The following is a 16,310-nucleotide window of genomic DNA, read 5'->3' as shown; positions in this document are numbered from 1 at the left end:
GGCCAGGCAATTTTGGGAGGAACGACATGAACCATACAGATCGATCGCAGCAGCGCGGTGCCGGGCTCAACCGGCGCGACGTCATCAAGATCGGCGCTGGCCTTGGCGCGGTGGTTGCGACCTCGGCGCAGACCGCCCTCGCCCAGTCGAAAGCGGTCTTCAAGGCGTCGGACGTACAACCGCCGGGCTACCCGACCGTGGTCGCGACGGAAAACCTCGGCAAGAAGCTGGCGGCGGCGACCAACGGCCGCCTGTCGCTGCAGATGTTCCCCTCGATGCAGCTCGGCGGCGAGAAGGAAACCATTGAGCAGACCCAGATCGGCGCGATCCAGATGCTGCGCGTCAGCGCCGGCTCGATCGGCCCGATCGTCGATGACATCAACGTCGTCAACATGCCTTTCCTGTTCAAGAACATGGCGCATGCCGAGCGGATGATGGATGGCCCGATCGGCCAGGAGCTGCTGGACAAGATTACGGCAAGCCCGAATGCCGGACTGGTCGCGTTATGCTGGATGAATTCCGGCGCACGCAGCCTCTACAACACCAAGCACGCGATCAAGACGATCGCCGACATCAAGGGCCTCAAGTTCCGCGTCATCGGCAATCCGATCTTCATCGACATGATGAACGCGCTGGGCGGCAACGGTGTCGCGATGGGCTACGATCAGGTGTTCAGCGCGCTGCAGACCGGCGTCATCGACGGCGCCGAGAACAATCCCCCGAGCTACGTCTTCAGCAATCACTACACCGCAGCGAAACACTTTTCGCTCACCGAGCACCTGATCGTTCCCGAGCTGCTGGTGTTCTCGAAACGCGCCTGGTCCGCGCTGGCAGCCGACGACCAGACGCTGATCAGGAAGCTCGCCCGTGAGGCGCAGCTGGAAGAGCGCGGGCTCTGGAACACCTACGAGCAGCAGGCGATGGAAAAAGCGAAAGCTGCCGGGTGCGAGATCATCGAGATCGCCGACAAGACGCCATTCCAGAACGCGATCAAGCCGGTATGGAACAAATACGGCCCGAAACACCAGGACATGATCGGGCGCATCCAGTCCGCCTGACGTCACGCCATACGGGAAATCGTCCTCTTACAGGAAATGGACATGGCCGGATCATATCGCCGCGCGATGGACTATTTGTATCTTGCCTGCGTCACCACGGGCTCTGTCGCGCTGATCCTGATTTCAGCCGTCATCCCCTGGGCAGTGTTCACCCGCTATGTCCTGAACAGCGCCGCGTCATGGCCCGAACCTCTCGCGGTGCTGCTCACCATCGTCGTGACGTTCATCGGTGCGGCCGCCGGATATCGGCTCAATCTGCACATGAACGTCGCGTATTTCGCCAACAAGCTGCCTGATCCGCTTCGCAACCTGACCGACCTTGTGGTCCAGCTGCTGATGGGCCTGATCGCATTGTTCATGGTCATCTGGGGCGCTCGGCTCGTCGAGGTGACCTGGTACAACACCATCGCCGACTTCCCGTCGCTTTCGGTCGGCGTCACCTATCTTCCGATTCCGATCGGCGGCGTCTGTCTGCTCCTGTTCATCATCGAGCGGATTTTTCTGGGTGCGCCGCCCGATCCGATCGCACCACACCGCGAGTTTTCCGCCGACTGATCGCGAGAGGCCATCATGGATATCCTCATTCTGCTCGCGACCATGCTGCTCTGCTTCCTGATCGGAATGCCGATCGCCTATTCGCTGGCGATGGCGGCCATCGTCGGCGCCTTGTGGATCGGCATTCCCCTGGAAGCGGTGATGCTGAAGATTTCCGACGGCGTCAGCAAGGTCGCGATGCTGACGATCCCGTTCTTCGTGCTGGCCGGCGCGATCATGGCGGAGGGCGGCATGGCCCGCCGCCTGGTTGCGTTCGCCGACGTGCTGGTTGGACTGACCCGGCTGCGCGGCGGCCTTTCGATCGTCAACGTGCTTGCGACGACATTCCTGAGCGGCATTTCCGGATCGGCGGTCGCCGATACATCCGCCATCGGTTCGGTGATGATCCCGCAGATGGAAAAGAACGGCTATCCGCGCGTGTTCGCGACAAATCTCACGATCACCTCGTCGGTCCAGGCCCTTCTGGTGCCGCCGAGCCACAACGCGGTGCTCTACTCGCTTGCGACGGGCGGAACGATTTCGATCAGCGCCCTCTTCATGGCCGGCGTATTCCCCGGGCTGCTGCTCGGCTTCTCGCTGATCATCCTGTGCCTGGCCGTCGCCTATCGCGAGAAGCACCCGCACGGCCAGACCGTGCCGGCCAAGGACGCGATCCGGATCGCCATCGATGCCTCCTGGGGTCTCATCACCCTCGTTATCATCCTTGGCGGCATTCTCGGCGGCATCTTCACGGCAATCGAAGCCGGCGCCGTCGCCTGCATCTGGGCTTTCTTCGTCACAATGTTCATCTATCGCGACTATCGCTGGCGCGACCTGCCGGTGCTGCTCCATCGCACATTACGCACCGTCGCGATGGTGATGACGCTGATCGCGTGCGCCTCCAGTGTCGGCTACATCATGGCCCTGACGCAGATGCCGGCCAAGATGACCGCCTTCTTCCTGTCGATTTCTGACAACAAGTACGTCATCCTGCTCCTGATCAACATCCTGCTGCTGGTGCTCGGCACGCTTGTCGACATGGCGCCATCGATCCTGATCGCAACGCCGATCCTGTTGCCTGTCATGAAGAACTTCGGCGTCGATCCGGTCCATTTCGGCATGATCATGCTGCTCAATCTCGGCATCGGCCTGTGCCACCCACCGGTCGGAGCAATTCTTTTTGTCGGCTGCGCGGTCGGCAAGGTCACGATCGAGCAAGTCATGCGCAAGATCTGGCCGTTCTACGCGGTGATGTTCTTTGTCCTGATGTGCGTGACCTATCTGCCGGAGATCTCGCTATGGCTGCCGCGGCAACTCCAGGTGCTGCACTGAGGGCTAGCGGACATCTTGCAGAACTGCGGCCGTCACCGGAACCCATCGACATCATCGCCAAGGCCGGGATCAAGCCGGTCTGAGCAGATCAACATTGCGCGACACGCACAGCGTGTGGTCTTGCGACCGTTCGCCAGCGCCCCTAGGCTCCCCGTCCATAACAAAAAGACCAGGGAGGCGATCGTCATGACCACAAGGCGGGATTTCCTGAAAGCGGGAGCAGCGGCTGCGGGTATCGTGTTCTGCGGCTGCGGGCTCGTCCACAATGCGAATGCGCAGCAATCGCGCCAGAAATTGCCGGTCACCGTCGACGGCAAGCGCGTCAGGACGATCGACATTCACTCGCATTGCCACTTCCGCGAGGCCGGCGCCCTGCTCGGCGCCGACGCCGGAAAGCTGCAGCTACCGCCGGTCAACGGCGCCACCGAGGCCTTCGTCGAAATCGACAAGCGCCTCGCTGCGATGAACGCGCAGGCCGTCGATATGGAGGTGCTCTCGATCAATCCGTTCTGGTACGACCGCGATCGCGAGCTCGCCGGGAAGATCGTGAAAATCCAGAATGAAAAGCTCGCGGAATTGTGCGCTTCGAAGCCCGAGCGGTTCGCGGCCTTCGCCTCGCTGACGCTGCAGGCGCCGGACCTTGCGGTGCAGGAGCTGGAGACGGCGGTGAAGAAACAGGGGCTGAAGGGCGCGGCGATCGGCGGTGTGGTCGATGGCGTCGAATTCTCCGATCCGAGGTTTCATCCCGTGTGGGCCAAGGCCGAGGAACTCGGCGTCCCCCTGTTCATCCATCCGCAGGGCGTGCCCGAGCTCGGCAGGCGGCTCTCCGGCAATGGCTGGCTCGGCAACACCATCGGCAATCCGCTCGAGACCACGATCGCACTGTCCCATTTAATCTTCGAGGGCACGCTCGACCGCTTCCCGGGATTGAGGATCATCGCCGCGCATGGCGGCGGCTATCTCCCCTCCTATGCCGATCGCTCGGACCACCCCTGCCTGGTCGGACCCAAGGGATGCAATCCGGAGATCAAGCTCCAGAAGGCGCCGAGCGAATATCTCAAGCAGATCTACTTCGACTCGCTGGTGTTCACTCCTGAGGCGATCCGGCATCTCGCCGCCCAGGTTGGCGCCGGCCAGATTGTGCTGGGAAGCGACTATCCCTATCCATGGCAAATGGCACCGGCCGACCACATCTTCGGCTGCTCATCGCTGAGCGACGACGACAAGGCCAACATTCTCGGCCGAACTGCAGCGAAGCTGCTCGGCGTTGCCGCTTGACGACGGCGCCGACGATCAGTTGGCCTTCACCGTCCGCATCTCATTGCGCGGCAGCGCCGTGGGTGCCGGCTGCGCAATCTTGGTCAATGGATCGACGTCGACGACGTCGATTCCCGCGAACTCCGCTTGTGCCGCATCCGATATCCATTTCACTGCGGCGGGGTGGCTGACCAGCATCCCGATCAATGCAACGATCACGAGCGCCGGCAGAGCGATCAGCTTGATGCTGAAGCTCCCGTAGTGGCTTTCCGGATCCTGCTGCCGGTTGTCGAAAGAGCCCTGCATGGATTCCTCCACAGTGCGAGTGTGCTCCACCGAAGCGTCACTTACCGCAGGGCACGCACGGCCGATGTGAATGGTTTCACAGGCCTTGTCCGGTTCACCGTTTCGTGAAGTACGGGACTAACCGCGCGACTACTCGCCGTCATCAGCCCCGGCGTCGACCAGCGCCTGCAGCGACTCGGGCTTCAGCACGACGATCGCGCCATGCTCGAGCCTGACCCAACCGCGTGTCGCCCAGGCGCGGAGCTGCTTGTTGATGCTCTCGCGGGTCATCCCGACCATCTCGCTGATCTCCTGCTGGGTGATCGAGATGGTGCGCCCCTGCGGCTTGTGCTTGTCGCTCAGGCGCAGCAGCGCGCTCGCCAAACGGCCCGGCAAATCCTGCAGGATCACCTGCTCGACCTGGTCGCTGGTCCAGCGCAACCTTGCGCACAGCAGCTCGATGAACTTCATCGCAAGCGTCGGCTGGCTGCGCACGAACGGAATGAACTCGCGCCGGTCGATGACGAACAGCTCGCAATTGGTGTTGGCGGTGGCGTCGGCCGTCCGCGACAACCCATCGAGCAGCGCGATCTCGCCGAATATCTCTCCGGCCTCGATCAGGTTCAGGATCGCGTTGCGACCATCCGGCGACGAGATGCTGATCTTCACCGTACCCGAGATCACCGCGATCAGGCTGGTGCCCGGATCGCCCTTGGAGAAGATCGTCGTTCCGCGCTTCAGCGTGGTGTGCTTGGCATAACGGCAGAGCTGATCGAATGCCTCGGGCTCAAGATCCGCGAAATAGGGATGCTTGCGCAGCACCGATAGCTTGTTGTTTGAAAACAACGGCGCGCCGGCAGTTCGTTCTATGGGCAGCGCACCGGTCATTGTGATCCAGACTGATTGTGTTGCGTTCGATCGGCGCGCCAGCAGGGCGACACACCGACAAGCCATCGATCAATGAAAGCGGAAAGGACTATAGCCCCACCGGGGGCCTACAGCAACAAAAGGTCCGGGCCGGTGAGATCGGGCTAGAAGGCATCGAAGGTACAATTTGGAATAAATATGTGCCTAGTTGCAACGCTCAATTGTAGGCAACGGCCGCCCTTGGTCTGGAAAACCCGCCATCAACCGCAATCTCGCCTGGCAGGACCCGTCCGTGTGACGGGTCACCGCCACCCGCTCACAGCAGCTTGCCGTCTGGTCCAAAGAACGGATGCGGCCCATCGAACTGACCGATGGGGATCTGGTGTGTGACCAGCTGTCCAAAATCCTGCCCGGGAAACCATGTGTGCAAATGAAATGCGGGCGGTTCCACCTTGAACGATGGTTCGCGGAGCTGTCCGAGGTCCAGGTCGACCGCATGGTTCGGCGCGGGGCATATTGTCACGGCAATCCCGGCGAAGGTGGTCAGCATCGCGCGATGGACGTGCCCGCACCCGATCAACCGCACACGCGGGTGACGCCTGACGATTTCCGCCAATGCGTCGGCATTGAAGAGGTCTTGCCGGTCCATATGCCAGATGCCGCCCTTGAATGGCGGGTGATGCAGGAAAAGCAGCGCCGGCCGGTCGGCTGCCGTCGCGAGCGCCGCGTCCAGCCATTGCAGCGTGGGCGCTTCGAGCATGCCGTGCGGCTTGCCGGCGACGCTTGAATCCAGCAGCAGGAGATCGAGGCCATTCACTTCGATCTTCTGGTCGAGCGGGCCTGTTGCGTGAACATAGGGCGCGGCCGGAAACGCTTCGCGCATCCACTGACGCGAGTCGTGATTGCCGGGAATGCCGGCAAACGGCAGGCGCAGCGGCGCGAGCAATCGCTTGAGATAGTCGTATTCCTCGACCGACGGCGTATCGACAAGGTCGCCCGAGACGACGACGAAATCGGGCACCGGCTCGAACGCTCCGAGCGCCGCCACACAGCGTTCAAGCGCCTTCGCGGTATCGACCCGGCCATAGGCCAGCACTCCCGGCGACTTGATGTGGAGGTCGGATATCTGTGCGATGAGAACCGGTTTCGGCGGCATCGATCAATCTCAGGGTTCGGAAGGGAGCAGACGAACGGCGTCGGCCGCGATCGAAAGCCCGATTCGATCGCCGACCTTGGCCTGAATTGTATTGGGCGCGTCGACATTGAGCAGCTTGCTCGATGCACCACTCACAACGAGCCGCTGCCGGTTGCCGATGAAGCTGACGGAATCGACAACTCCCGAAAGCACTGCCGCCCCGGCGTCCGTCACGCGAATGGTTTCGGGACGGATCATGACGGTCGCGTTCGCAGCTGTCGCGCCACCCTCGATCGGCAATCGTCCGCCGGGCAGGATCAGTATGCCGTTCTCGATCGGAGCTTCAACTATATTCGCCGCTCCGATGAACTCCGCCACGAAGCGGTCCTTCGGTGCGAAGTAGACCTCGCGCGGCGTGCCGATCTGGGCGATCGCACCTTTCCGCATCACGACGATGCGGTCGCCCAATTCCATGGCTTCGGACTGATCATGGGTGACATAGATCGTCGTGATACCAAGTGCGCGCAACAGCCGGTTGAGCTCACCTCGCAGCCGGTCCCGCAAGGCGGCATCAAGCGCGGTCAAGGGCTCGTCGAGCAGCAATATGCCGGGCCGGATCGCGACGGCACGCGCCAGTGCCACCCGCTGGCGCTGGCCGCCCGAGAGCTGGTCGATGCGGCGGTTCTCCAACCCCGTGATGTTCGTGAGAGCCACCAGCTCGGCGACGCGTGCGGCACGCTCGCCCCTGGCAACACCCCGGATCTTCAGACCGTAGGCGATATTGTCCGCCACCGTCATGTTGGGGAACAGAGCGTAGGACTGAAACACCATGCCGACATTGCGCCGCTCGATCGGGACCGAGGTCATATCCTTGCCGTCGAACAGCACCTTGCCGCCCGCATCCGGCAACTCGAGGCCCGCGATGATGCGCAGCATCGTGGTCTTGCCGCATCCGGATGGTCCGAGCAGCACCAGCGTCTCGCCGCGCGCAATGTCGAGGGTCGCGGGATCGAGCGCACGCGTGCCGTCGGCAAAGGTCTTGCCGCATGCCTCGATCCGCACCGCTGCACCGTGCCCGGCCGTATTCATCGCTTGTGATTCCTGTCGGCCAGCAGTTGCATCGCGACCAGCAGCGGAATGATCATCACGAAGAAGATCAGCGTGTAGGCCGAGGCCACTTCGAGCCGCATCGATGCGTAGCTGTCGGCCAGCCCGATCGGCAGCGTCTTCGTCAGCGGCGTATGCAGCATCCAGGTCAGGTTGAACTCGCCGAGCGATAGCGTGACCACCATCAGCGCACCAGCGAGAATTCCCGGCAGCGCATTCGGCACGATGACATCGCAGAAGCGCCGCCATGGCGATGCGCCGAGCGAGGCGGCGCCCTCATCGAGCGTCTTGATGTCCACGGTCGCAAACACCGCCATGACCGAGCGCACCATGAACGGCATGGTAAAGATCACGTGACCGACCAGAATGAAGAGCCAGGAGCGGCGAAAGCCGCCAAAGCTCCCATAGGCGAGCAACAGCGCAAGCGCAATCGCAAGCCCGGGGATCGCCAAGGGCAGCGTGATGATCTCCTCGACGATGCGGGCAAGGCGGCCTCCCCGTGCGTGCAGCGCGTACGCCGCGGGAACGCCGGCGAGCAACGTGACGGCGAGTGTCGCGAAGGCGATCACGAAGGAGAGCAGAATGGTGCCGGCATAGAGCTCCCAGACCTGGGCGACCCATTGCAGGGTCACGCCGGACTGAATGCCCCGGAAATAATTGACGGTGACGCCGGCGGAAATTGAAAGCCCCGCGGGCACCACCAGGAATGCGGCAACGAGCAACGTGAAGATGAACTGGCCGGTGAAGATCAGGCGATCGCGCATGCTTTCACCCGGCCGCCGCGACCGCGCTTCCGCTGAACGTGCGGGCCAGCGCAAGGATGAGCCAGGTGATCAAGCCGAGCCCCACCGACAGCGCCGCCGAGGTCGCGAAATTGGCGGCCAGCGTGAACTCGGTGTAGATCAGCATCGGCAGTACGTCGATATTAGTCGCCAGCGTGAAAGCGGTGCCGAAAGCGCCCATCGCGGTCGCAAATGCGATCGCGCCGGACGCAACGAAGGCCGGCGCCAGTGCCGGCAACACGACGTCACGCTGGACCGCCCAGGGGCTGGCGCCAAGGGAACGCGCGGCTTCCTCCAGACCGACGTCTAGCTTTTGCACGGCCGCCATGATGGTGAGGATCACGCGCGGGATCGAGAAGTAGAGATAGCCGAGGAAGAGCCCGTAGATCGAATAGGCGAAAACGAACTTCTCGCCGAAGATCCGGTTCGAGAGATCGCCGATCAGCCCTTGCCGGCCTGCCAACAGAATGATCATGAAGCCGACCACCACGCCGGGAAAGGCCAACGGAAAGGTCAGCATCGCGATCAGCACGGCCCGCCCGGGAAAGCGGTGCCGCTGCAGGAACATTCCGGCGATCGTCGCCACGATCAGCGTGACGCCCGTGGTTGCCGCCGCCAGCAGCACGGTATTGATCAGCGTCGCGCGATAGCGGCCTTCGGTCAGGATGGCGAGGTATCCGGTGAGCCCGTGCGGCCCTTCGGCGCCCGCCACCACCAGCCGCGCCATCGGCAACAGGAAGAACGCCGTCGTCACCAGCACAAGCGGCAGCAGGCAGAGCCAAACGAAGGATTTTTGCGACATGGGAAGAATGGTGCCCCGCGAAGGGCACCATATTGCCTCAGCGGACCTCGGCGAGATAGCGGTCGACGAAGGCTTTTTGCACGTTTTCCATCTCGCCCCAGTCGACGCTCTTGGCGCGGGCATAGTCGCTGTCGGGGAGGAATTTGCCCTTCACGGAAGCAGGCAGCTCGATCGGGCGGGCCGGACGCAGATAGGCATTGGTCCAGATCGCCTGCCCCTTGTCGGACAGCAAATAGTCCATCACCTTCTTGGCCTTCTCCTTGTCGGGCGCGTTCTTCACGAGACCGACGACATAGGGAAACACCACCGAGCCCTCGCAGGGGATGACAAACTCGAAGTTGCCCTTCTCTGAATATTTCGCGCGGTAAGCGTTGAAGTCATAGTCGAACAGGATCGGCATCTCTCCCGAGACGACACGGGCATATGACGTCTGCTTGGGCACGATCGGATCGTTCTTGCGCAGTTCCTTGAAGAAGGTGATTGCCGGATCGAAATTGGTGGGCGAGCCGCCCAGCGCGAGATTAACGGCGACCGCGCCGACATAACCGACCGCGGCCGACGACGGGTCGAGATAGCCGACCATGCCCTTGTAGTCTGGCTTCAGCAGGTCCTTCCAGCAGGCCGGCACCGGCTTGCCGCCAAGCGCGTCCTTGTTCACGAACAGGCCGAGCGTCCCGGAGTGGATCGTGGTCCAATAGCCGTCGGGGTCCTTGAGGCCGGCGGGCACCTGCTCCCAATGCGCGGGTTTGTAGGGCTCGAGCGCGTCCTGGGCCTTGGCCTTCATGCCGAAGGTCACGCCGAAATAGCCGATATCACCGACCGGATTGCTCTTCTCGGCCAGGATTTGGGCCAGCGCCTGACCGGAATTCTTGTTGTCATGCGGGATATCGTAGTTGAGGTCCGCCTTGATCGCCTTCAGCATCGAGGCCCAATCCGCCCATTCGGGCGGGCAATTGTAGCAGATCACGTCGGCCGCCCTGGCGGATTGCCATGGCGCGATCAGTGTCAGCGCCAGCAACGCAAGGACAAGGCGGACGGTCTTCATGGCAGGCTCCGGTCTGGGAGAGGATGCAATGCGGATTTCAACATCAACGGAGCGACCAAGTATAGACCGCGCATGAAGGTTTTGCGACGCGCTTGCTGCCGTGCAGCAAATGCAGCAGCCCGGATACCAACGACCGGAGGCTCGCGGCAAACCGTCGTTTCGCGCTAGGCTGCGAGCCGAATGAGGAAGCGCCCATGTACCAGCCGCCCGGCGTCAAGACATCGTCCGACCTTCCCGTCCCCGACCTGATGAAAGCCTGGGTCCTTGGTGACCCCGACCAGCTCCTGCTTCGCGAGAAGCCGACGCCGATCCCGTCGCGCGCCGAAGTGCTGGTGCGCATCGACGCGGTTGCGATCTGCGCCACCGATCTCGAAATCATCCATGCCGGGTCGCCGGCAAGCATTCAAGGCGGCGCGCCCTTCAACAAGAACTTTACGCCGGGTCACGAATACATGGGCACGGTTGCCGCGCTTGGCCCAAACGTCGACGAGTTCAGGATCGGTGAGCGGGTCAGCGTGGAAATCCACGCCGGCTGCGGCCAATGCAAACGCTGCCGCCAGGGCATGTACACGTCGTGCCTCAACTATGGAAAGCCGGAGAAGGGTCACCGCGCCAACGGCTTTACGACCGACGGCGGATTCGCCGAATACGCGGTCAATCATATCAATACGCTGGCGCGCGTCCCGGATACCATGAGCGACGCGGAAGCGACGCTCGTGGTGACCGCCGGGACGTCGATGTATGGCTTGACGGAATTGGGGGGATTGGTGGCCGGCGAGAGCGTCGTGGTGATCGGCCCAGGGCCGATCGGACTTCTCGCAGTTGCCGTGGCCAAGGCGCTTGGTGCAAGCCCGGTGATCCTGACCGGCACGCGCAACAAGCGGCTGGCGATCGGCCGGGAACTGGGGGCCGACCGCGTCATCAACATCAACGACGAAGACGTCGTTGAGGTCGTGAAGCAACTAACAGGGGGGATCGGCGCGGACTATGTCGTCGAATGTGCCGGCACCGACGCGACACTCAACCAGGCCATTCACATGACCAATCGCGGCGGCAAGATCTGTCTGGCCGCCTTCCCGCACGAGGCCGCGACGCTGGACATCGCGCATCTCGTACGGAACAACATCTACGCCTACGGCATCCGCGGCGAAGGCCGCAGCGCCACACACCGCGCGATGAAATTGATGGCAGCGAAGCGGTTCGACGCGACCAGGATCCACACGCATACGTTTCCGCTGGCCGACCTGCCGACCGCGCTGAGATATGCGCGGGACCGCGTCGATGACGCGATCAAGGTCGTCGTCACCAATCGGAAAGCCGACGCGATCGCGAGCGCTGCGGAGTAAAGTTCAGTACGTGCCGGTGGCACGCGCGCTGATCCGAGACCCTGCTTACACCGAGCAGTAGCGCTCCTTGATCTCGTCGTCGGCGAGCAGCGCCTGCGCCGAGGCTTGATGCACGACGGACCCTTGATCCAGCACATAGGCACGATCGGCAATGCCGAGTGCGAGCTCGACGTTCTGCTCGACCAGCAGAACCGTCGTTCCCTTCGCCTTCATGCTGCTGAACAGCTCGAACATCTCGTCGACCAGGACCGGCATGATGCCCTCCGACGGCTCGTCCAGCATGATCAGGTCGGGCTTTGCGATCATCGCCCGCGCGATCGCCAGCATCTGCTGCTCGCCGCCGGACATCGTGACCGCTTCTTGGTCCATGCGCTCGGCCAGCCGCGGGAAGATCGCAGCGATCTCGTCGATCAGCTCGGCTTCCCGCTTCTTCTCCCTCGAGGCAACCAGCCCGAGCCGCAAATTCTCTCGCACGGTCAGTCCCTGCACAATCCGTCGCTCCTCTGGAACATAGGCGAGTCCTAACGCGAAGCGCACATGCGCCGGCTGGCGCAGCAGCTCCTCACCCTTGAAGGTGACCGAGCCGCGCGCCCGCCCCATCAACCCCATGACTGATTTAAGCGTCGTCGTCTTGCCGGCCCCGTTGCGGCCGATCAGGCAGACGATTTCGCCCTTGCTCACCTCGAGACTGATGTCCTGTAACGCGTGACTTGCGCCATACCAGGCATTGAGCTTGCTGATCTGCAGCATCCGGTCAGTGCTCCCGCTGGCCGAGATAGACCCGCTTCACCGCCTCGTTCTGCCGGACTTCCTGCGGCGTTCCCTCGGCCAGCAGTTCTCCGTGGTGCAGCACGAGGATGCGATCGCTGATGCCCAGCACCAGCTTCATCTTGTGCTCGACGAGAATGACCGTACGCTCCTTGGCGAGTTTCACGATCAGATCCATCATGATCCGCGTTTCTTCCGGGCTCATGCCGGCCGTCGGCTCGTCCAGCAGCAGCAAGCGGGGCTGGCTGGCAAGCGCCATGCCGATTTCCAGTGCCCGCTGCTCACCATGGGCCAGCGTCTTGGCCGCGCGTTCCCGGGATTCCCACAACCCGACGAGCGCCAGCAGTTCGTCCGCCCGCTCGACAAGTTCGGTCAGGCGCGCACGGGGACGCCAGATGTCGTATCGCGACACCAGCGCCTGCAGACCGACGCGGATGTTCTCTCGTGTCGTAAGCTGCGGAAACACGCTGGTGATCTGGAAGGATTTCGCGATCCCCATATGCGCAAAGCGGTGTTGCGGCAGTCCGGTGACATCCTTGCCCTCGAACTCAACGCTGCCCTTCGTCGGCGGAAAGGCGCCGCACAGCAGGTTGAAGTAAGTGCTCTTTCCAGCCCCGTTCGGACCAATGATGGAGGTGATCGCTCCCTTGGAAAATTCGGCCGAGATATTGTTGAGGGCGACAATCTTCCCGAACGTCTTGCCGACGCCCCTGGTGCGCAGAATGATATCTCCTGCCTGACCTTCTGCGGCGCTCATCGTCTGCCCCGCGCGATCAGCGTGCCCCAGATGCCCGCCGGGAAGAACAGCACGCATGCAATGAAGATGGCGCCAACGATCAGTTGCCAGTGAACGGTCCACACCGAGACCACATTCTCCAGGACCAGGAACACCGCAGCGCCGACCATCGGCCCAAAGAACGTGCCCATACCGCCCAGGAGAGCGATCATCACGACCAGGCCCGAGGTCTCGTAATGCAAGATTTCGATCGGAACGATCGACAAATGCAGGGCCTGCAATGCACCCGCAAGGCCGCAGAAGCCGCCCGACAGGACGAAGGTCAGCAATCGCGTCAGGGTCACGTCGTAGCCGGACGCGCGTGCACGCATCTCGTTCTCGCGCACCGCTTCAATCACGGCGCCAAAGGGTGACGCCAGAATGCGTGACATCACAAAGAATGCGGCGATCACAAAAGCCGCGATGACGTAGTAGCGGATCATCGGATTGATGAAATCGATCCGCAAGCCGAACAGATCGATGGTGCGGACGTTGATGCCGCGAAGGCCGTTTTCGCCACCGGTCAAGTCAACCGCCTGGTAGAAAAGGTAGTAGACACATTGCGACAACGCCATTGTGACCATGGCGAAGTAGATGCCGCGGGTCCTGATCGCGAGCACGCCAATCAGCAGCGCCATCAACAATCCGCCGGCAACCCCGGCGGCGATCGCCGCATACCACGGCCAGCCGAAGTGCACGATGGCGATGCCACAGAGGTAGGCACCGGTCCCGAACAGCGCCGCATGACCGAACGACAACAGACCTAGATATCCAAACACGAGGTTGAAGCCGAGGGCGTACAACCCATAGATCAGGATGTTCACGGCAAGAGCCGTGAAAGGCATCACCAGCGGGAAAACCAGGATGACCGCTGCGACAATGCTGGCACGATGCCGCGTCGCGAACTCATACCAACTGCCCGTCGCGGCAGCGGGCTGTTTGATCGATTGAGGGGTTTCGGTCATGCCGGGCTCAGCTCATCAATCCGGCGCGGCCGAAGAAGCCCTGAGGGCGAACGATCAGAACGATCGCCATCAAGGCAAAGATCGAAACCTTGGCCATCTCGGGTGCGAATAGCGAGGTCATGCTGACCACCACACCGACCAGCAGTCCTGCCAGGACGGCGCCGCCGATCGACCCCATCCCTCCTACCACGGTCACGACAAAGGCTTCGGCGAGGATCGTGCCGCCCATCTCCGGAATGGCGCCTTGAAGCGGCGCGGCCAGCAGGCCGGCAAAACCCGCGATCGCGGTACCTATGCCGAACACGATCAACCACATCTTGGAAACGTCGACCCCAAGCACACGGACGATCTGCGGATCGCGCGCCCCGGCACGGATAATCAGCCCGAAGCTGGTCTTCTCCAGAAACAGCCAGAGCGCCAGCAGCACGACGGCCGTCGCGCCTATCACAAACAGCCGGTAGAGCGGGAAATAGCCGACGCCGATGTCGACGGCGCCCTGCAGAACCTCGGGCGTGTCGAAAGGATAGCCGGTCTTGCCAAAGGCAATGCGCACGCATTCGACCATCACGTAGCTGAGCCCGAAGGTCAGCAGCAGCGGATAGTCGATGCCGCGGCCGTAAAGCGGCCGGATCAGCACGCGCTCGACGGCAAGGCCGAACAGTCCGATTGCGATCGGCACGGCCACGAGGCAGATCCAGAAATTGCCCCCGATCGAGATCAGATAGAGCCCGACATAAGCGCCGACCATGTAGAACGCGCCATGGGCGAAGTTGACGACCGTCAACATCCCGAAGATCAGCGAGAGGCCGATCGCAAACAGCACATAGATGGCGCCAAGCGCCAGCCCGGCAAACAGTTGCAGCGCTATCAGGTCAAAGCTCAGGCCCGCCATTTGTCCCCCTCAGCACGGCGCGCACCGCCCGGTGGCGCGCGCCGTCGCATAAGCTCAGCTCTTGTGGCCGAGCGCTTCGCAGGTACGCAGGTTCTTCTCGTTGGGCTCTTCGGTCGACAGAACCTCGAACACGTCGGACTCGTTCCGCAGGTCCTTGGATTTCGACTTGATCACGAGCACCGATTGCACCGACTGGTGGTCGCATTTGCGATAATATTGCGGCCCCTTGTAGTCGTCGTACTTCAGAGCTTCCAATGCAGCGACGACCTTGTCGGTCTCGACGCTGCCGGCGCCCTTGACCGCCTCGAGCACGGTCCGAACACCGCCATAGCCGAGCGCACCGTAATCGGTGGGCAACTTGCCGTCGTACGTTTTGCGGAACGCATCGTTGAACGCCTTGGTCGAGGCGAACTTGTCCTCGATACCCCAGTAGAACGAGCAGCCGCCGACGACGCCTTCGAATGCCTGGGGGCCAGCCGCGACGCGGCTGGCATGCGAGAGCAGCGGCGCGATGATCTGGATCGATTTCTTGATGCCAAAATCGGTCGCCTGCTTCAGCGCGATCTGCTGGTCCCGGCCGAAATTGCTGATGCACAGAATATCGGGCTTCAGCGCCTGGAGACGCGGCAGCAGCGTGGAGAAGTCAGTCGTTCCCAGCGGATGGCGGATGTCGCCGAGGTTCTCGACGTTGAATTCCTTGCCGACCTCGAGGAAGCCGCGAACCATCTCGTGCCCGTAGGCATAATCCGCCGTGAGAAACGCAACCCTCTTGCCGAATTTGGCGAAGGCATAGCGGCCGACCGCGCCTGACGTCATGTGCGGGTTCAACGCTTCGTGGAATGTGTGCTTGCTGAAGTCGGCCGCCTCGTTGATGGCGTCGGACTGGCTGATCGAATTGAAGATGACGCCGCGCTCTTTGGTGACGTTGTTGATCGCAAGCTGGACTGCCGCGGACAGACTGCCGACGACGAAATTCACCTTCTCCTTCTCGACCAGCTCCAATGTCCGCGTTGCCGCCTCACCGGGATTGAGCCTGTCGTCGCGCACGATGAGCTCGGCCTTGCGGCCGTTGAGACCGCCAGCATCATTGAACTGGGCGACAGCGAGCTGACCCGCCCGCACCTGGTCCTGGGCCTCGGCACCATACGGACCGGTCAAGGGAACAGGGAAGCCGATCTTGATGGCTGCTTCCTCGGCCTTGAGCAAATTGATGCGAAAAGGCGAGACGGCGAGAGCGGCGCCGGCGCTTGCCGTCGTCAGCAGACGACGCCGCGATATCGATCCAGCTTTGGTGACCTTGTTCGTCATGACTATTCCTCCCCAAGAACTGTCTGTGTTTTGTTTATCGTTATCTTTGCCG

General features: G+C 62.3%; 17 protein-coding genes. 5 read left to right on the top strand and 12 right to left on the bottom strand.

Features of this window, described 5'->3' with window-relative positions; all coding sequences use genetic code 11:
• Window positions 1-26: 26 nt before the first annotated feature.
• From H8B02_RS00790 to H8B02_RS00775, 4 genes are all read left to right on the top strand, one after another.
• Window positions 27-1,058 (top strand): TRAP transporter substrate-binding protein, encoded by a 1,032-nt coding sequence (locus H8B02_RS00790; RefSeq protein WP_229164098.1) that lies wholly within the window; start codon window positions 27-29, stop codon window positions 1,056-1,058.
• A gap of 42 nt (window positions 1,059-1,100) precedes the next feature.
• Window positions 1,101-1,613, top strand: coding sequence for a TRAP transporter small permease (locus tag H8B02_RS00785; RefSeq protein ID WP_229164097.1), 513 nt, complete (start codon window positions 1,101-1,103; stop codon window positions 1,611-1,613).
• 15 nt (window positions 1,614-1,628) lie between these two features.
• Window positions 1,629-2,924, top strand: coding sequence for a TRAP transporter large permease (locus H8B02_RS00780; protein WP_229164095.1), 1,296 nt, complete (start codon window positions 1,629-1,631; stop codon window positions 2,922-2,924).
• Between the two features lie 186 nt (window positions 2,925-3,110).
• Entirely contained in the window at window positions 3,111-4,202 is a 1,092-nt protein-coding gene (locus tag H8B02_RS00775) for an amidohydrolase family protein (RefSeq protein ID WP_229164093.1), read from the top strand.
• Between the two features lie 15 nt (window positions 4,203-4,217).
• Here the strand turns inward: H8B02_RS00775 and H8B02_RS00770 are convergent, their stop codons facing one another.
• The 7 genes from H8B02_RS00770 to H8B02_RS00740 all read right to left on the bottom strand — a co-directional run bounded on the left by H8B02_RS00770 (window position 4,218) and on the right by H8B02_RS00740 (window position 10,204).
• A complete protein-coding gene (locus H8B02_RS00770; protein WP_229164092.1) occupies window positions 4,218-4,487 on the bottom strand; it encodes a hypothetical protein in 270 nt (89 codons plus the stop codon).
• A gap of 129 nt (window positions 4,488-4,616) precedes the next feature.
• Window positions 4,617-5,354 (bottom strand): Crp/Fnr family transcriptional regulator, encoded by a 738-nt coding sequence (locus H8B02_RS00765; protein WP_092115577.1) that lies wholly within the window; start codon window positions 5,352-5,354, stop codon window positions 4,617-4,619.
• A gap of 295 nt (window positions 5,355-5,649) precedes the next feature.
• Window positions 5,650-6,489 carry a phosphodiesterase gene (locus H8B02_RS00760; protein ID WP_229164088.1) on the bottom strand — a complete coding sequence of 280 codons (840 nt, stop codon included), beginning with the start codon at window positions 6,487-6,489 and terminating at the stop codon, window positions 5,650-5,652.
• Window positions 6,490-6,498: 9 nt separating this feature from the next.
• Window positions 6,499-7,557, bottom strand: coding sequence for an ABC transporter ATP-binding protein (locus tag H8B02_RS00755; protein WP_229164087.1), 1,059 nt, complete (start codon window positions 7,555-7,557; stop codon window positions 6,499-6,501).
• Window positions 7,554-8,339, bottom strand: coding sequence for an ABC transporter permease (locus H8B02_RS00750; protein WP_229164081.1), 786 nt, complete (start codon window positions 8,337-8,339; stop codon window positions 7,554-7,556). The genes H8B02_RS00755 and H8B02_RS00750 overlap by 4 nt, the downstream gene beginning before the upstream one ends.
• A gap of 4 nt (window positions 8,340-8,343) precedes the next feature.
• A complete protein-coding gene (locus H8B02_RS00745; RefSeq protein WP_229164079.1) occupies window positions 8,344-9,159 on the bottom strand; it encodes an ABC transporter permease in 816 nt (271 codons plus the stop codon).
• A 37-nt stretch (window positions 9,160-9,196) separates the two neighbouring features.
• Window positions 9,197-10,204, bottom strand: coding sequence for an ABC transporter substrate-binding protein (locus tag H8B02_RS00740; RefSeq protein WP_229164077.1), 1,008 nt, complete (start codon window positions 10,202-10,204; stop codon window positions 9,197-9,199).
• A gap of 194 nt (window positions 10,205-10,398) precedes the next feature.
• Here H8B02_RS00740 and H8B02_RS00735 point away from each other — a divergent pair, with 194 nt between their 5' ends.
• Window positions 10,399-11,550 carry a zinc-dependent alcohol dehydrogenase gene (locus tag H8B02_RS00735; protein ID WP_229164075.1) on the top strand — a complete coding sequence of 384 codons (1,152 nt, stop codon included), beginning with the start codon at window positions 10,399-10,401 and terminating at the stop codon, window positions 11,548-11,550.
• A 45-nt stretch (window positions 11,551-11,595) separates the two neighbouring features.
• Here the strand turns inward: H8B02_RS00735 and H8B02_RS00730 are convergent, their stop codons facing one another.
• The 5 genes from H8B02_RS00730 to H8B02_RS00710 are packed head-to-tail and all read right to left on the bottom strand — an operon-like array spanning window position 11,596 to window position 16,258.
• Window positions 11,596-12,300, bottom strand: a complete 705-nt coding sequence (locus H8B02_RS00730; protein ID WP_229164074.1) for an ABC transporter ATP-binding protein — start codon at window positions 12,298-12,300, stop codon at window positions 11,596-11,598.
• 4 nt (window positions 12,301-12,304) lie between these two features.
• Window positions 12,305-13,075 (bottom strand): ABC transporter ATP-binding protein, encoded by a 771-nt coding sequence (locus tag H8B02_RS00725; protein WP_229164072.1) that lies wholly within the window; start codon window positions 13,073-13,075, stop codon window positions 12,305-12,307.
• The gene (locus H8B02_RS00720) at window positions 13,072-14,058 is read right to left on the bottom strand and encodes a branched-chain amino acid ABC transporter permease (protein ID WP_229164070.1); all 987 of its coding nucleotides are present in this window, start codon (window positions 14,056-14,058) and stop codon (window positions 13,072-13,074) included. The genes H8B02_RS00725 and H8B02_RS00720 overlap by 4 nt, the downstream gene beginning before the upstream one ends.
• 7 nt (window positions 14,059-14,065) lie before the next feature.
• Window positions 14,066-14,950 carry a branched-chain amino acid ABC transporter permease gene (locus tag H8B02_RS00715; RefSeq protein WP_229164068.1) on the bottom strand — a complete coding sequence of 295 codons (885 nt, stop codon included), beginning with the start codon at window positions 14,948-14,950 and terminating at the stop codon, window positions 14,066-14,068.
• A 54-nt stretch (window positions 14,951-15,004) separates the two neighbouring features.
• Window positions 15,005-16,258: an ABC transporter substrate-binding protein gene (locus H8B02_RS00710; RefSeq protein WP_229164067.1), complete on the bottom strand. Its 1,254-nt coding sequence runs from the start codon at window positions 16,256-16,258 to the stop codon at window positions 15,005-15,007.
• Window positions 16,259-16,310: the final 52 nt, after the last annotated feature.

The sequence above is a fragment of the Bradyrhizobium altum genome, assembly GCF_020889705.1.
In the GTDB taxonomy this organism is placed as follows: domain Bacteria; phylum Pseudomonadota; class Alphaproteobacteria; order Rhizobiales; family Xanthobacteraceae; genus Bradyrhizobium; species Bradyrhizobium altum.
Note: the sequence above shows the minus strand (reverse complement) of the source record. Positions and strands in the feature narration are given on the sequence as shown.

What these genes read in the sequence shown, in the direction of transcription:
- H8B02_RS00790 (WP_229164098.1), top strand. Translation starts at nt 27, where the DNA reads ATGAACCATACAGATCGATCGCAGCAGCGCGGTGCCGGGCTCAACCGG.
- H8B02_RS00785 (WP_229164097.1), top strand. Translation starts at nt 1,101, where the DNA reads ATGGCCGGATCATATCGCCGCGCGATGGACTATTTGTATCTTGCCTGC.
- H8B02_RS00780 (WP_229164095.1), top strand. Translation starts at nt 1,629, where the DNA reads ATGGATATCCTCATTCTGCTCGCGACCATGCTGCTCTGCTTCCTGATC.
- H8B02_RS00775 (WP_229164093.1), top strand. Translation starts at nt 3,111, where the DNA reads ATGACCACAAGGCGGGATTTCCTGAAAGCGGGAGCAGCGGCTGCGGGT.
- H8B02_RS00770 (WP_229164092.1), bottom strand. Translation starts at nt 4,487, where the DNA reads ATGCAGGGCTCTTTCGACAACCGGCAGCAGGATCCGGAAAGCCACTAC.
- H8B02_RS00765 (WP_092115577.1), bottom strand. Translation starts at nt 5,354, where the DNA reads ATGACCGGTGCGCTGCCCATAGAACGAACTGCCGGCGCGCCGTTGTTT.
- H8B02_RS00760 (WP_229164088.1), bottom strand. Translation starts at nt 6,489, where the DNA reads ATGCCGCCGAAACCGGTTCTCATCGCACAGATATCCGACCTCCACATC.
- H8B02_RS00755 (WP_229164087.1), bottom strand. Translation starts at nt 7,557, where the DNA reads ATGAATACGGCCGGGCACGGTGCAGCGGTGCGGATCGAGGCATGCGGC.
- H8B02_RS00750 (WP_229164081.1), bottom strand. Translation starts at nt 8,339, where the DNA reads ATGCGCGATCGCCTGATCTTCACCGGCCAGTTCATCTTCACGTTGCTC.
- H8B02_RS00745 (WP_229164079.1), bottom strand. Translation starts at nt 9,159, where the DNA reads ATGTCGCAAAAATCCTTCGTTTGGCTCTGCCTGCTGCCGCTTGTGCTG.
- H8B02_RS00740 (WP_229164077.1), bottom strand. Translation starts at nt 10,204, where the DNA reads ATGAAGACCGTCCGCCTTGTCCTTGCGTTGCTGGCGCTGACACTGATC.
- H8B02_RS00735 (WP_229164075.1), top strand. Translation starts at nt 10,399, where the DNA reads ATGTACCAGCCGCCCGGCGTCAAGACATCGTCCGACCTTCCCGTCCCC.
- H8B02_RS00730 (WP_229164074.1), bottom strand. Translation starts at nt 12,300, where the DNA reads ATGCTGCAGATCAGCAAGCTCAATGCCTGGTATGGCGCAAGTCACGCG.
- H8B02_RS00725 (WP_229164072.1), bottom strand. Translation starts at nt 13,075, where the DNA reads ATGAGCGCCGCAGAAGGTCAGGCAGGAGATATCATTCTGCGCACCAGG.
- H8B02_RS00720 (WP_229164070.1), bottom strand. Translation starts at nt 14,058, where the DNA reads ATGACCGAAACCCCTCAATCGATCAAACAGCCCGCTGCCGCGACGGGC.
- H8B02_RS00715 (WP_229164068.1), bottom strand. Translation starts at nt 14,950, where the DNA reads ATGGCGGGCCTGAGCTTTGACCTGATAGCGCTGCAACTGTTTGCCGGG.
- H8B02_RS00710 (WP_229164067.1), bottom strand. Translation starts at nt 16,258, where the DNA reads ATGACGAACAAGGTCACCAAAGCTGGATCGATATCGCGGCGTCGTCTG.